Origin of the sequence: Micromonospora sp. KC723 (genome assembly GCF_004348595.1) — a bacterium.
In the GTDB taxonomy this organism is placed as follows: Bacteria; Actinomycetota; Actinomycetes; order Mycobacteriales; family Micromonosporaceae; genus Micromonospora.
Genome location: NZ_SMKD01000057.1, coordinates 21,495 through 35,020, shown reverse-complemented (window position 1 = coordinate 35,020; position 13,526 = coordinate 21,495). Strand labels below are relative to the sequence as shown.

Here is a 13,526-nt window from a genome sequence, read left to right as displayed (position 1 = left end):
GGCGTGACCGGCGGCGGGGGGTGGTGGCCGTTGGCCGGGGGCAGCGGTGGCATCGTCGACGTCGCCCCCGGTTGCTGCACACGCGGGTCGTGGTGGACCGGCTCAAACCGCACGGCGCGCCTCCCGCCCCCGGCGCGTCCGCGCCGGCCGGGCCGGCTCACACCACATCGGGCACCCCCTGGTTCGCCGGCCAGGCCAGCCGGGCCCGGCGGCGGTCCAGCAGGGCCCGCACCGGTGCCTCCAGCGCGGCGGTGGCGCGCATCAGCGGCCGGTTGGCCCGGATGGTGCCGCCGAGGCTGAGCACGTCGGCGGTACGCCGGTCCTCCGGCAGCCGGGCGATCACCGGCACCCGCAGCGCCTTGGCGATCTCGCCCGTGCCGTGGCCGTCTCCGACCGGCAGCAGCCGCAGCGTGTCCGGCGGCACCCGGTGTGTGGTGAAGTCCCGTTCGATGGCCCGGACCGTCGACCGGGTGGCCGACAGCTCCGGTAGACGTGCCCGGGTGACCAGCAGCACCACCGTGGCGGCGCGCAGGATCGGCCAGGGCGGGTTGCCGACCTGGAGTCGGCCGCAGTCGACGATCACGTCGTACGGGGGGCGACCCTTCTCCAGTTCGCCGAAGAAGTCGGCGAAGCGTTGCCAGAGCGGGCTGACGCTGCCGGCCTGGGCCGGGTCGACCACGCCGGGCAGCAGCAGGCGTTCCCGCTTCGGGGCGTCCAGGTCGACCAGTTGGGACCAGAACGCCGTCTCCAGGTTGCCGTCGCGCAGCTCACCGACGGCGAGCTCGCCGATGCCCCGGGGCCCGTCGAGCGCGCCGCCGAGGTAGCCGGCGAGGATCGTCCCGCCGGACGGGTCGCACTCGGCGAGCACCAGCCGCCGGTGCCAGCTCAGCGTGCAGGCCAGCGCCGAGGTGGTGACACCGGGCGAGCCCTTCGCCGAGACCAGCGCGATGATGGCCATGGTCAGGCCGCCTCGACCAGCACCAGGGCGATCCGCTCCTGGGCGGCGAGCACCACCACCGCCGGCACGTCCCGGGCGGGCAGCGCCAGGTAGACCACCGCGTCGTCGTTCTCCGGGGTGCTGGTGTCGATGACCGTGCCGGTGAACCGGGTGCCCGGGGCCTGGCTGTCGTCGTTGTCGGCGGGGGTGCTGACCAGCAGCACCTTGTCGCCCGGGTGCAGCTTGCGGGCCGGTACCCGGCTCGGGTCGAGCCCCAGCGCGATCTGCTGCTGACCGGGGCCGAGCAGCGGGGCGTCGGTGAGCTGGTCCATGGTCAGCAGGGTGCCGGGGACCAGCCCGACCGCGGCCCGCTTGCCGACCACCTCGTCGAGCCGCTTCGCGGGCACCGGGGACAGCCCGGCGCCGCCGGAGACCTGGACGCTGACCAGGTCGTCGGCGCTGAGCGTACGGCCGACCTCGACGGGACGGGCGACCGCCAGGTAGCTGCCGGTGGCGCGGACGGAGGTGACCGCGAAGGCCGCGCCGAGGCCGCCGAGCGCGATCAGCAGCACCGCCAGTCCGAGCAAACCGGGGCGGGTGCGTCGCTGCCGGACGACCTTGGGCGGGGCGATCGGGGCGTCGACCGGAACGCCGTCGCGGGTGACCAGGCTCATCGGGTTACCACCTGAAGCTCGTCGATCTCGATGGGGATGGTCCCGCTGGTCCGGGTCTGCGGGATCTCGCCGCTCTCGCCGCCGCCGCGCCAGCTCACCGACCAGTACGTGGTGGCGCTGACCAGGTAGGTGTCGGCCTTCGGGTAGCCGGAGTCGTAGCCGCAGTCCGGTGAGGGCTTTCCGGCGTGTCGGCCCCTCGGGTCGTATGGGGTGCCCGGGCCGGTGCAGGTGATCTTGACGTCGTTGCCCATGTTCCAGACGATCCGCTCGACCTTGGCGGTGAGCGTCACCGTCAGGCCCCGGTCGGAGTCGCTGGCCTCGATCGGCCCGAAGTAGTTCCGGCCGGGGCTGGCCCACATCCAGACCGGCAGGCCGACCAGGCCGGGGCCGGTGTCGCGGCGGGGCGCGACCGCGATCCGGGGCGGCAGCAGGGAGAGGCGGGCCAGCACCCGGCGGGCCAACTCCTCCGGGTCGGGTGGGGCGCCGAAGCCGGGCGGAGGCGTGGCCAGCAGCACCGTGGTTTGCTGGCCCAGGTCGCCGCCGTTGCAGGTCTGGACGTACCACTTGCTGCCCTCGGGCGCCTCGGGCTGGGGCTCGGCGAGCTTGTAGTAGCAGCCGTCGGCGTTGTTGAACCAGCCGAGAAACTCGTTGTAGCAGGCCACCGGCCTGCCGTTCCACTGGCACTTGGCGGCCGGCGGCTTCGCGCCGCCACCGTCACCGCCACCACCGGGGTCGTCCGGATCGCCCGGGGTGCCCGGGTCGTCGTCCCAGATGGAGCAGTCGTCCTGCCCGATCGGGCAGTCGGGCGCTCCCGCAGCGGCGGGCGGCGGCGGCGCGAGGACCGTGACGAGCAGCGCCAGCAGTGTGCCCGCCAGCAGCCGGCGGGGCGTCCTGACCCGCGTTCGGCGGGCCGGGACGCGGCCTCCTCCCCAGGTCAGCACGGCTGGTCCTCGTGGGCGGTGCCGGTCGAGATCAGCCACCGGCCGTCCGGGTAGCGGGTCGCGGTGGCGGTGGCCAGGTGCCGGCTCCCGCCGGTGCCGGGGACCACCCGCTTGTCCTTGGCGTACACCAGCCGGTAGCCGGTGGTGTCGAGACAGTCCTGGATGTCCACGGTCGGCGGGGCGGCGTCCAGGTTGACCGAGGTCACCGTCGGGTCCGAGCGGAGCGTTCCGGTGCGGACCGCGCCGTGCCGGCGGGCCTGGTCGATCACCACCCGGACCCGGGTGAGCAGCGGGTCGGCCAGGAAACGGGCGAGCGCCGGGTGGCGCGGGTCGCCGGCGCGGCTCGCCTCCCGCGACGCGTCCAGATACCCGGCGTACGCGGTGAGCGCCGCCTGCTCGGCGGCCCGCTCGTCGGCGCTCGGCTGCCGGGTGTCGGCGGCCGGCCGGACGGGCGGCCCGGCGGCCCGTTCCGGCCCGCCGCCGCAACCGGTGGCGGCCCCGGCCACCGTGGCGATGACCAGGGAGGTCGTCCATCGGCGGGGATGCCGTGCTCGCATCGCCGTGCCCTCCTCGGTGCCGCCCGGCGGCCCGACCGTGCGGACCTCCGGGCAATGCGGCAGCGCGTCCCGATCATGTCTTCGGTGCCGCCACATTTACCTGTGTTGATCTGGGTGAGATGTGGAAAGGGGTGTGTCGTGCCGGTCGGCGGGGGTTGCGCACCACTCAAGGGGCGAGCATAGGCTGACGTGCGCCGATGCAACAGAGGCAATCGAATCGAACACTCTGAGTGATTGTCGGAGGTGATCAGGGGTGGACGGCGTCGACCGGGACCGCTCCCGGGGTCCGGCGGCACCCGACGGGCGAGCCGCTGCCGCCGGACGGCCGGCCGATCGCGCCGATCAGGCGACGCTGCCTGCGGATATGTCAGCTGTCGATGGATATTGCCCGATCCGTTCACCCGCTGACACATGCGGCGCAGGCAATTCCCCCCAGGTCGCGGATGCGACCGCCGGCAACCTGCCCGACGCCCTGCCGAGACCCGGTCGTTACCGGCAAGCGCGGCCCAGGTCACGCTACGTACGTGCCCTCGCCGCTCTGACCCTGGCTCCGCCGCTGCGGCTCGCCGTCGCCCGGTACGCCGTGCCGCCGGGCTCGGCGGCACGGACCGGGTGCGACCGCTGCGGCACGACCCTCGTGCTGGGCGGGGCGGTGCTCGGGCCGGCGGGCCGGTGCCCGGCCTGCCGGGCGCGGGTCGGAGCGCCGCCCGGCGGCGTCGAGGTGCTCCTCGTGGCGGCCCTGACGGTCCTGGTGCTGGTCGACGCGACCCTCGCCGAGCGGGTGGCGATCGCCTGGTGGCTCGGCTGGGCGGTTCCGCTGGTCCTGGTCGACCTGGCCGTGCACCGGCTGCCCGACCGGCTCACCCGGCCCGCGACGGCGGGGGTGCTGGCACTGCTCGGGGTGGCCGCGGCGACCGGTCCCGGCCTCGACGCGTGGTGGCGCGCGCTGGCGGCCGGCGCGGGGCTCGGGCTGGCGTTCGCCGCCACCACGCTGCTGCTCGGCCGGCGGGGTTTCGGCCTCGGCGACGCCAAGCTGGCGGTGGGTGTGGGGGCGCTGCTCGGCTGGTACGGCTGGCCTGTGCTGCTGGCCGGTCTCGTGCTGACCTTCGCGTCCTCGGCGGTGACCAGCCTCGGACTGCTGCTGGCACGGAAGGTGAACTGGTCGAGCCACCTGCCCTTCGGGCCGTTCCTCGTCCTCGGCACCTGCGCCGCCCTGCTCCTGGCCCGCTGACCGGCCGGTGGTGACCGGCCCGCCGGAGCGCGGTCGGGCTGTCAGCGGCGGTCGGCGACCGCCGGGATGCGACCCGAGTGCGCGGCGCGGCGGGCGAGCAGGTCAGCGGCGGGACGGGCGGCCAGGAGGGTGACGGCGAACGTCACCAGCGCGCCCAGCAACAGCCCGGCGGCGACATCGTGCGGGTAGTGCACGCCGACGAACACCCGGGAGAACGCGGCCAGCAGCGCCAGGGGTGCGGCGATCAGCCCCAGCCGCCGGGAGAGCAGCAGGGTGGCCACGGCGAGCGCCCCCGCGATCGTGCTGTGGTTGCTCGGGAAGGACCAGTCACCGGCCGGAGGACACTGACCGGCCACGATCCGCGCCATGTTCCGGCAGGGTCGGTCCTCGTCGAAGACCGTCTTCAAGCCCTCGCTGCACGCGTACGACAGCAGCACGGCGACCGGCGCGACCAGCGTGACCGCCCGCTCCCGCGGCCGGCCGTGACGCAGCCGGGGCGCGGCGGCCAGCAGGAACAGCGCACCGAGGAGCAGGATGGCCGCCTCGGTGAAGTGCCCCGCGAACCACTGCACCGCGGTCGGGGAGGAGTCGGCGACCTTGACGATGTCGTGGTACCACTCGCCGCTGATGTCGGGAACGTCCGTCGTACCGATCTGCACCATCTCTCACCTCACCAACTGTTCATACTCCGTTCACTTGCCTCCAACGGTACAAACCACGGAGGCCGGGCGAACCGCGCGATGGTGAGGGCCCGCCCCTGACTTTCGTCTGACGGATTCGTGCCCACCGGCCGGATTCGGTCACCCCCCCGGGTGGGTAACGCAGGAGCCGTGCACGAGGACGAAAGCTGGCGGATCCGCCGGACGGGTGACGATCTGGACCGGCTCGGCGAAACCGAGTCGATCTTCGCGCTGGGTAACGGCTGGGTCGGCTGGCGCGGCACCCTCGACGAGGGCGAGCCGTCCGAGATGCCGGGCAGCTACCTCAACGGCTTCCACGAACAGCGCGAACTGGTCTACCCCGAGAACGGGTACGGCTTCCCGCAACGCAGCGACACCGTGGTGAGCGCCCCCAACGCGGCCCTGGTCAAGATCTGGGTGGCCGGCGAGCCGCTGGACGTGCGCACCGGCACGCTGCGCGCCCACGAGCAGGTGCTCGACCTGCGGGCCGGCGTGCTCCGGCGGCACACCGAGTGGGTCTCGCCCGCCGGGCACGGGGTGCGTATCCGCAGCACCCGGTTGGTCGCGCTGCCCCGGCGCGCGGTTGCCGCCGTCCGCTACGAGGTCGAACCGCTCGGCGACGACCCGGTGGAGCTGCGGCTCTGCTCGGACGTGCAGGCCAACGAGCGGATACCGGAACGTGCCGGGGATCCACGCGCGGCCACGGTCATCCACGACCCGCTGACCGCCGAGTTGCACCGCTCCGACGGCTGCTCCGGAGTGCTGGTGCACCGCACGGAGCGCAGCGGGCAGCGGGTCGCCGTCGCGGTGACCCACCGGATCGCCGGCCCCGGCGGCCTCACCAGCCGCGGCGACAGCGCCGACGACCGCCTCCGGACCTGCGTCGAGGGCCGGCTACGCCCGGGGGAACGGCTGCGGATCACCAAGTTCGCCGCGTACGGGTGCGCGCCCGTCGACGGCACGCCGGCCGGCGACCTGGCCGACCTGGCGGCCCGCGAGGCGACCGACGCGAGGGAGCACGGCTTCGACGCCCTCCTCGCCGACCAGCGGGCCACCCTCGACACGCTCTGGCAGACCGCCGACGTGGCACTCGACGGCGACCCCGAACTCCAGCAGGCCGTCCGGTTCGCCGTCTTCCACCTGCTCCAGGCCGGCCGGGCCGACGGCGACCGGACCATCCCGGCGAAGGGCCTCACCGGCAACGGGTACGACGGCCACGTCCTCTGGGACACCGAGAGCTACGTGCTGCCGGTGCTGACGTACCTGGCGCCGGAGGTGACCCGCGCCGCGCTTCGCTGGCGACACGCCCACCTACCCGAGGCCCGTGAGCGCGCCCGCGAGCTGAAACTGCCCGGCGCGGCCTTCCCGTGGCGGACCATCGGCGGCCGGGAGTGCTCCGGCTACTGGCCCGCCGGCACCGCCGCCCTGCACGTCAACGCCGACATCGCCGACGCCGTGCTGCGGTACGTCGCGGCCACCGGCGACGAGGAGTTCCTCGTCGAGGCCGGGCTGGAACTGCTGGTGGAGACGGCCCGGCTGTGGCACGGCTTCGGGCACTGGTCGGACGACGGCGCGTTCCACGTCACCGGGGTCACCGGCCCCGACGAGTACGCCGCTCTGGTCGACGACAACCTCTTCACCAACCTGATGGTCCGACGCACTCTGCGCGGCACGGCCGACGCCGCCGAGCGGCACCCGGAACGCGCCGCCGCACTGGGGGTCGAGGCCCCCGAGATCGCCGGCTGGCGGGCCGCCGCAGACGCGGTCGCCGTCCCGTACGACCCCAAGCGCGGCGTGCACCAGCAGGCGGCGGGCTTCACCACCCAGCCCGACTGGGACTTCGCCGCGCTCACCGAGGACCACTACCCGCTGCTGCTGCACTTCCCCTACCTGGAGCTGTACCGCAAGCAGGTGGTCAAGCAGGCCGACCTGGTGCTGGCCATGCAGCGGTGCCCCGGCGAGTTCACCGCCGACGAGAAGGCCCGCAACTTCGCCTACTACGAGGCTCGTACCGTCCGAGACTCGTCGCTGTCCGCCGGCTCGCAGGCGGTGCTCGCCGCCGAGCTTGGGCACCTGGACCTGGCGTACGACCTGTTCGCCGAGGCGGCCCTGCACGACCTGGCCGACCTGGGTGACAAGACCACTGACGGGCTGCACCTGGCGGCCCTCGCCGGCGCCTGGACGGCGGTGGTGGAGGGCTTCGGCGGGCTCCGTGACGACCGGGGCGAGTTGTCCTTCGACCCTCGTCTGCCGGCCCGGATCGGTCGGCTCGCGTTCGGTCTGCGCTGGCGGCGGCAGCGGCTGCGGGTCACCCTCACCGCCGGCGAGGTCCGCTACGAACTGCCCGACGACCCGGACGGCGAGGTGACGCTGCGGCACGCCGGTGAGCCGGTGACGGTCACCGGGGCCGCCCCGGTGACCCTGCCCATGCCGCCGGTGCCCGACTTCGGCCCCGAGCCGCCGTCACCGCCCGGCCGCCGCGCGCGGCGCCGACGAGGGTAGGCCGGTGACCCGACCGGAGCGGCTCGCCGAGGGGCACGCCTCCGCGCTGCTGCGCTCCGAACGGGACAACCGCGTGGCACGTCAGGGAGCTGACCGGTTGACGCCGCCGTCCATCCGCTCCCGCACCGCCGCCAACGCCTCGAAGGCGTACGCCCAGTTGTGGCACTTGAAGCTGCGCAGACCGTCGATGGGGTGATGGCAGTCCAGGCAGTGCACCCCGGCGATGGCCTCCGGGACCTCGGTGTTGACGTACTTGCGTTCGCCGAGGATCACCGTGGCGATCATCATCCGGTCGTGTACACCCTTGAGCGCCGACGAGACGATGTCCAGCCAGGTCTGCCGCCGGCCGCACCTCGGGCAGTCCGGCTGGTCGCCGCTGACCCACAGCGGCGCGCCGACGCTGCCCGCCGGCATGCCGAGCAGCTTCTCCAGCCGGCGTACGTCGTGCTCCGGGGTGACCCACCGGTGCCGGCCGGGCAGCGAGGCGGGCGAGTCGTAGACGGCGCGGAACAGCACCGGGTCGACCTCGACGGTCTTTTGTGGACGACTCATCGCGTACCTCCTCGGCTGCGGGTGGGTGCCCTCGTCGTACCGGGGGCCACGGGGGACCGCAGCCGGATCACCGACACGCGGGGTCAGCGTAGTGTCGCCGAGGGTGCTGGGCATGCAGGCGCGACGGAACGCCGAGGGGCGGGTGAACGGTGACCCACCAACCGGAGAACCTCCCCTTTCCGACACCTGTCGGCACCTCGCCCAACCTGGTGTGATCTCGGTGGGCGTCACCGGTCCGTCCTCCGGCCGGTTGCCCGGGCACGCTGTCGGTCGCCCTGTTCGTCGCGCACCCCCGTGGCGGGCCGGGGTGGCCGCGCCGCCACCGTCGTCGGGACACGACGCGCACGGAGGAAAAGGGGGGTGTGTCCTCCGGGTCGTGTCCGCGTGGCCCGGAGGGCACGCACATGCCGGGCCGACCGAAGACGGCCGAGAGGCGGCATGCGTGTCAGACCCCGACCGCGCCCCGCCGGACCGCCTCGCCGGCCAGCCGGGACCGGCGCCGTTCGTTGTTCGTGACCAGACCGAACTTGTCGTACAGGTTGGTCAGGTGTTTCTTCACCGCGCTCTCGCTGACGCCGAGTGCGGTGGCCAGCGCCCGGACGCCGGGCGGCTCGGGGAAGGCGACGCCCCCCTCGACGTACGGGCGGCAGAGCACCCCGACCAACTCCTGCTCGCGCCGGGTCAGCGGCGGGGGCGGCGGGGGCGCTTCCATCCCGACCGTACGGGTGCCGCTGAGCTGCCCGGGGGCGTGGAACAGCAGCCGGGCGGGGCCGACCCCCACCCGGTCGCCGTCGCGCAGCAGCCGCGCCTCACGCAGCGGCAGCCCGTTGACGGTGGTGCCGTTGGTGCTGCCCAGGTCGCGGATCGTCCAGCCGGACGGGAACCGCTCCACCAGCGCGTGCAGCCGGGAGACCAGCTTGCTGTCGACGGTCAGCTCGTTGCCGGGCGCCCGGCCGATGGTCAGCGCGTCGGTGGTCAACGGCACCAGCCGGAGCGCGCCCACCCCGTGGACCTCGAAGTAGCCCTCCATCACCGGTCGCAGTGCGGCTCGGTGGTCGCGGCGGTGAGCGTCTTCGTGCGGTCGGCGGTCACGGTCGCCGTCGCGCTGCTGCACCCGCCCGCCGTCCGGTACGGCTCGGTCCACAGCTCGTACGGCTGGCCGACCGCCCGCTGCCGCGCCACCGCCCGATCTCCGCGCACCGACAGGTCCACCGTCCAGGTGCCGCCGTCGGTGGCGACGTTGTCCCGGTACTGCTTCCACACCCAGACGTACGCCATGGTCGCCCGGCAGCTCGGCGACCAGTACTGCTTCACCGAGATCGCCCTGAGGCCGCCCGCGTGCCCGTACGCGGACGCGCCGACCTGGTAGGCGTCGGCGTAGCAGGGGCCCGGCGGGGCGTCGTCCCGGCTGGCCGGCCGGGGCCGGCCGGTGCCGGTGACCGGGGTGACCAGCGGCCGGCCGGCTGTGGTCAGCCGCACCGAGGCCCGCAGGGGTCCGGTGGCGTGCGGCACGGCTACCAGGCGCAGCTCGCACCGGCCGCCCGGAGCCAGCGGCTGCCGGGTGCACCCGTCCGCCACGAGCCGAAGGGCGTCGCGGGACGGCCCGGTCACCGCCACGTCGGCCACCCGGAGCGGCCGGTCCTCGCGGTTGCGTATGGTCAGCGCCTGCTCGGGCGACTCGACGTTCAGCTCCAGCTCGCCGAAGGCCACGGCGGACGGCAACTCCACCGGGGCAGGTGCCGGCAGAGCCTGCGAGTACCCGGTGGCCAGCACCGCCGTCAGGGCGGCGAGCAGCCCCAGCGGGCGGACCAGCGCCTGCCGGCGTACCCGGACGGGCGGGCGTGCGACGGTGGCCGAGAGGGCCAGGGCGGCCCGGCGACGGTCGGTCAGCGACAGGGACGCCGCCGGGCCTTCCGGCTCCGGTGTGCCCGGTGCGGCGCTGTCGCCGCCGCCGAGGACGAACGGGCTGACCGGCACACCGGCCGCCGCCTGGGCGGCCCGCAGCTCGTCGGCGAAGGCGGCGGCTGTCGCCGGCCGCCGGGTGGGGTCCTTCGCCATCGCCCGCTCCAGCGCGGCGCACACCCCGTCCGGTACGCCGAGCGGTCGCAGGTCGGGCACCGGTTCGACACCGACGCGGCACAACAGCGAGGCCAGCGGTTCCCCGGTGGCGGGGGCGAAGGCGGGGGCACCCTGGATCCAGTGCAGCACGGTCGACGCGAGGGCGTAGACGTCGGCGGCCACCGAGGCGGGCTCACCGCGCAGCACCTCCGGTGCGGCGTGCAGGACACTGGCGGTGACCCGCCCGCCCGGGTCGGGCAGGCCCGTCGAGAAGGGCCTGGCCTGCCCGAAGTCGGCCAGCTTCAGCTCGCCGTACCCGGAGACCAGGATGTTCTCGGGTTTCACGTCGCGGTGCAGGACACCGGCCCGGTGCGCCGTCTCCAACGCGCCCGCGACCGCGATCCCGCCGGCGACGGCGTCCCGCCAGTCGCCCGCCGCGCCGTCGCGCAGCCGGTCACCCAGCGAGCCACCCTCCTCGTACGCCATGAGCAGGTACGGGTTGCCGGCGGCGGTACGGCCGGCCTGGTGCAGGGTGACGATGTGCGGGTGGCCGGAGAGGTGGCCCAGGGTCCGCAGTTCCCGCTCGAAGCGGGCGCGGGACGGGCCGTGCCAGTCGGCGGCGAGCACCTTGACCGCCACCCAGCGGGAGAAGTCGGGCTGCCAGGCCCGGTAGACCACGCCGAAACCGCCCCGGCCCACCTCGACCGCGTCGGTGCAGCCGTCCACCCCGAGGGCGGGACCGGGCCCGGGGGCGGGGCTGACCAACTGCTCGCTGTGGACCATCGTCGGTGAATGCTACCGATCGCCGGAGAGCCCTTCGTAGTCCGGAGCTCCGGCGGGTGCCGCCGCGTATCGGAGACCCCGCGCACGGCCGGAGCGGGACGGCACGAGGCCCGCCGGAGGCATCCGGCGGGCCTCGGCGTGCCGGGATCAGCAGACCGTGCTGGTGGAGCCGCCCGTTCCGTTGAGGTAGCCGGTGACGTGGGTGCAGTACCGGGCCGTGTCGGCCGGCGGGCCCCAGAGCTCCGCCCGGGTGGTGTTGTCCAGCCGGGCCGCCCCGTAGTCGTTGCCACTGTCGCTGTGGTTGACGACGTGGACGTAGAGGTCCCAGTTGGAGTGGGTGTTGCGGTACTGCTCCCAGACGTAGATGTAGGCGTAGTTGTAGCCGCAGCCGTAGAACTGCTTCACCGATGCCGCCTGCATCCCGCCGACCGTCAGCACCCGGGTGGTGCCGACCTGGCTGACGTTGGAGCAGCTCGACGGCGTGCTGGCCATTGCCGGCGCGGCGTTGACCAGCGTGACCGTGCCGGCGGCGAGGACGGCGGCCGTGGTGGCGAGGGTACGGCGGAGGATCGACATGTCAGCCTGCTTTCCCTGGTGATGTGTCGCCAGTGAGACAACCAGGGCGAGACGGTGGCCGACAGGTGACGAACCGGAGACGTTTTCCTCCCCCGGGGTGACCGGGGGTACGGCGAGTGGTCGCCGTCACACGGGCGACTCCACGGCGACGGGGCGCGGCGCCGCGCCGGGCGACCTCTCGGCGGCCACGTGTCGGCGGACGCCGCGGACGAGCAGGTAACCGACCATCCAGAGTTCGCCCACGGTGGCGGGCACCGTCAGCACGCCGACGACCACCTCCACCTCCGGCGCCAGGTATCCGAGAAGGGCGCTCAGCGCGTAGCCGACGCCGCCCACGACCAGGAGTTGGCCGAGGGGCCGGGGCATCCATCCGGAGCGCGGTTCCCCTCCGCCCGGGGTGTCATGCTGCGCCACCCTTGGGCGCCGACGCTGCTCAGCTCCGGCCCGACCACTCCGACCGGTCTGTACGCCTACTACGACGCCATCGTGGCGACGCTGGTCGACGCCGGGTTCTCCCACCGGATCGCGCACCGGGCGCTGCACGCCTTCGGCAGCCTGGCGCTGGGGTTCACCCAGGAGGTCTTCCGTCCCGGCGCCGCCGACGCGAGTGCCGACGTGGCGGAGGCGGAGTTGGCCGCGATGGCCCAGGCTCTCCCGCACCTCACGGCGATGATGGTGGCCGAAGCCCACGACGCGGCCGACCCGACGCTCGGCTGGTGCGACAGCCAGGTCGAGTTCGAGTTCACGCTCGACCCGCTCCTCGACGGGCTTGAGCGCCTCCGCGCTGTCACCGGGTGTGCGGGCTAGATCCGGCCTCGCAGCCACCCGGCGCTCAGGACGGCGTCGAAGGCGGTCTCGGCCGCGCCGCGCAGCGGGCCGGCCTCGCCGACCGTCCCTGCCAGGATGCGCGGCGGCTGGGCACGCCTGAACTCCATCAGCCCCTCGGCGCAGGCATGTTCGATCAGGTCGCGCCGCAACCGGATCAGCTCCACCCCCAGTCCGGAGAGAGTGATCGCCTCGGGGTCCAGGGCATTGGCCAGCGCGCCGAGCCCTCGCCCCAGTGCCACGGCGTTGTCGTCGACCGCCCGACCCGCCTCGGCTTCGCCGGCCTCGGCGCGGGCAAGGATCTCCCTCCCCAACTGCCGCCCGGCCCCGTAGCCGGGTTCCCTCCCGAACCGGCGCAGGAGCGCGTTGGTGCCCACGTCCAGGCTCCAGCACCCCTGGACACCGCACATGCACCGTAGCCCGGAGCCACCGGTGAGCGGCATGTGTCCGAACTCTCCGGCGATGTTGTGGGCGCCGCGCTGGGTGTGCCCGCCGAGCAGCAGGGTGCCGCCGATGTCGAAGTCGATGTGGAAGTGCAGCGCGGTCCCGGCCCCGCGCAACGCTCCACGCCTGGCCTCGGCGAGCCCGGCGAGCCTGGCGTCGTTGTCCACCACCACCGTCGGCGGCCAGTCGTCGCCGATCTGCTCGTAGAGGTCCACCTCGTCCCAACCGAGGTGAGAGATGTGCAGCCGGCGACCGTCCAGGATCGGCCCGGCGAGGGCGATGCCGAGCGAGACGAGCCGGTCGGTGGCGTGCCGGCGCGTCGCCCTGCGGATGTCGTCGAACACCGCCGGGGTCCGGTCGTGCTCGCCGGTCTCCAGTCCGGTCAGCCGCCCGCCCAACTCGATCTGCGCCAGGGTCCAGGAGTCCTCGCGGATGTCGGCGGCGAAGGCGACCGGGCCGCGGGGGTGCGGGAGCAGCAGGGTCGTCGGCCGGCCTCGGCCCGTCGTGGCGGCGGGAACCTCGTGCAGCAGCCCGGCCGTCTCCAGTTCGCCGACGAGCGCGGCGATGGTGTTGCGGCCGATGCCCAGCACCCGCGCGGCGCTGGCGCGGGTGAGCGGCTGGTCGGCGTCGTGGACGGCGCGCAGCAGCCGGGTCTGGTTGTGCACGCGAAGATCCGCGCTCGTCTTCATCTGCGGCATGGCAGGCGTTACTCCTGTCGGCGTCATGCCCATGGTGTCTTATGTCTCCGCCCAGGACAAAAACCTCG

The 13,526-nt window shown here is 74.1% G+C and carries 14 protein-coding genes; 3 read left to right on the top strand and 11 right to left on the bottom strand.

The genetic code is table 11. The features are described 5' to 3' along the window. Window positions 1-157: 157 nt before the first annotated feature. Genes E1165_RS15105 through E1165_RS15090 form a run of 4 tightly spaced genes read right to left on the bottom strand, consistent with a single transcriptional unit; the run spans window position 158 to window position 3,109 of the window. Window positions 158-958: a ParA family protein gene (locus E1165_RS15105; RefSeq protein WP_132391896.1), complete on the bottom strand. Its 801-nt coding sequence runs from the start codon at window positions 956-958 to the stop codon at window positions 158-160. 2 nt (window positions 959-960) lie between these two features. Then, window positions 961-1,611 (bottom strand): SAF domain-containing protein, encoded by a 651-nt coding sequence (locus E1165_RS15100; protein ID WP_132391894.1) that lies wholly within the window; start codon window positions 1,609-1,611, stop codon window positions 961-963. Continuing rightward, complete coding sequence (locus E1165_RS15095; protein ID WP_132391892.1) at window positions 1,608-2,552, bottom strand: hypothetical protein; 945 nt, start codon at window positions 2,550-2,552, stop codon at window positions 1,608-1,610. Before E1165_RS15095 ends, E1165_RS15100 begins: the two co-directional genes overlap by 4 nt. Next, the gene (locus E1165_RS15090; protein ID WP_132391890.1) at window positions 2,546-3,109 is read right to left on the bottom strand and encodes a hypothetical protein; all 564 of its coding nucleotides are present in this window, start codon (window positions 3,107-3,109) and stop codon (window positions 2,546-2,548) included. The genes E1165_RS15095 and E1165_RS15090 overlap by 7 nt, the downstream gene beginning before the upstream one ends. Before the next feature lie 472 nt (window positions 3,110-3,581). Here E1165_RS15090 and E1165_RS15085 point away from each other — a divergent pair, with 472 nt between their 5' ends. Beyond that, window positions 3,582-4,340: an A24 family peptidase gene (locus E1165_RS15085; protein ID WP_243704785.1), complete on the top strand. Its 759-nt coding sequence runs from the start codon at window positions 3,582-3,584 to the stop codon at window positions 4,338-4,340. A gap of 41 nt (window positions 4,341-4,381) precedes the next feature. On the opposite strand, the gene E1165_RS15080 is transcribed toward E1165_RS15085, so the two are convergent. After that, window positions 4,382-5,002, bottom strand: a complete 621-nt coding sequence (locus tag E1165_RS15080) for a phosphatase PAP2 family protein (protein WP_132391886.1) — start codon at window positions 5,000-5,002, stop codon at window positions 4,382-4,384. 168 nt (window positions 5,003-5,170) lie between these two features. Between E1165_RS15080 and E1165_RS15075 the strand changes: the two genes are divergently transcribed. Next, window positions 5,171-7,522 (top strand): glycoside hydrolase family 65 protein, encoded by a 2,352-nt coding sequence (locus E1165_RS15075; protein WP_132391884.1) that lies wholly within the window; start codon window positions 5,171-5,173, stop codon window positions 7,520-7,522. Window positions 7,523-7,603: 81 nt separating this feature from the next. Here E1165_RS15075 and E1165_RS15070 read toward each other — a convergent pair whose 3' ends face one another. The 5 genes from E1165_RS15070 to E1165_RS15050 form a co-directional block, all read right to left on the bottom strand. Beyond that, a complete protein-coding gene (locus tag E1165_RS15070; RefSeq protein WP_132391882.1) occupies window positions 7,604-8,074 on the bottom strand; it encodes a hypothetical protein in 471 nt (156 codons plus the stop codon). A gap of 445 nt (window positions 8,075-8,519) precedes the next feature. Continuing rightward, on the bottom strand, window positions 8,520-9,104 hold the full coding sequence (locus tag E1165_RS15065; protein WP_132391900.1) for an FHA domain-containing protein: 585 nt from the start codon (window positions 9,102-9,104) through the stop codon (window positions 8,520-8,522). Further along, a complete protein-coding gene (locus tag E1165_RS15060; RefSeq protein WP_132391880.1) occupies window positions 9,104-10,915 on the bottom strand; it encodes a serine/threonine-protein kinase in 1,812 nt (603 codons plus the stop codon). Before E1165_RS15060 ends, E1165_RS15065 begins: the two co-directional genes overlap by 1 nt. A gap of 147 nt (window positions 10,916-11,062) precedes the next feature. Further along, on the bottom strand, window positions 11,063-11,491 hold the full coding sequence (locus E1165_RS15055; protein ID WP_132391878.1) for a hypothetical protein: 429 nt from the start codon (window positions 11,489-11,491) through the stop codon (window positions 11,063-11,065). A gap of 126 nt (window positions 11,492-11,617) precedes the next feature. Continuing rightward, window positions 11,618-11,857, bottom strand: a complete 240-nt coding sequence (locus E1165_RS15050; protein WP_132391876.1) for a DUF4386 family protein — start codon at window positions 11,855-11,857, stop codon at window positions 11,618-11,620. Here E1165_RS15050 and E1165_RS15045 point away from each other — a divergent pair. Beyond that, window positions 11,837-12,298 (top strand): TetR/AcrR family transcriptional regulator C-terminal domain-containing protein, encoded by a 462-nt coding sequence (locus tag E1165_RS15045; protein ID WP_256370676.1) that lies wholly within the window; start codon window positions 11,837-11,839, stop codon window positions 12,296-12,298. The two genes, E1165_RS15050 and E1165_RS15045, sit on opposite strands and share 21 nt — an antisense overlap. Here the strand turns inward: E1165_RS15045 and E1165_RS15040 are convergent. Next, a complete protein-coding gene (locus E1165_RS15040) occupies window positions 12,295-13,449 on the bottom strand; it encodes an ROK family protein (protein ID WP_207916892.1) in 1,155 nt (384 codons plus the stop codon). The genes E1165_RS15045 and E1165_RS15040 overlap by 4 nt on opposite strands. Window positions 13,450-13,526 lie beyond the last annotated feature (77 nt).

What these genes read in the sequence shown, in the direction of transcription:
- E1165_RS15105 (WP_132391896.1), bottom strand. Translation starts at nt 958, where the DNA reads ATGGCCATCATCGCGCTGGTCTCGGCGAAGGGCTCGCCCGGTGTCACC.
- E1165_RS15100 (WP_132391894.1), bottom strand. Translation starts at nt 1,611, where the DNA reads ATGAGCCTGGTCACCCGCGACGGCGTTCCGGTCGACGCCCCGATCGCC.
- E1165_RS15090 (WP_132391890.1), bottom strand. Translation starts at nt 3,109, where the DNA reads ATGCGAGCACGGCATCCCCGCCGATGGACGACCTCCCTGGTCATCGCC.
- E1165_RS15080 (WP_132391886.1), bottom strand. Translation starts at nt 5,002, where the DNA reads ATGGTGCAGATCGGTACGACGGACGTTCCCGACATCAGCGGCGAGTGG.
- E1165_RS15070 (WP_132391882.1), bottom strand. Translation starts at nt 8,074, where the DNA reads ATGAGTCGTCCACAAAAGACCGTCGAGGTCGACCCGGTGCTGTTCCGC.
- E1165_RS15065 (WP_132391900.1), bottom strand. Translation starts at nt 9,104, where the DNA reads ATGGAGGGCTACTTCGAGGTCCACGGGGTGGGCGCGCTCCGGCTGGTG.
- E1165_RS15060 (WP_132391880.1), bottom strand. Translation starts at nt 10,915, where the DNA reads ATGGTCCACAGCGAGCAGTTGGTCAGCCCCGCCCCCGGGCCCGGTCCC.
- E1165_RS15055 (WP_132391878.1), bottom strand. Translation starts at nt 11,491, where the DNA reads ATGTCGATCCTCCGCCGTACCCTCGCCACCACGGCCGCCGTCCTCGCC.
- E1165_RS15050 (WP_132391876.1), bottom strand. Translation starts at nt 11,857, where the DNA reads ATGCCCCGGCCCCTCGGCCAACTCCTGGTCGTGGGCGGCGTCGGCTAC.
- E1165_RS15040 (WP_207916892.1), bottom strand. Translation starts at nt 13,449, where the DNA reads ATGAAGACGAGCGCGGATCTTCGCGTGCACAACCAGACCCGGCTGCTG.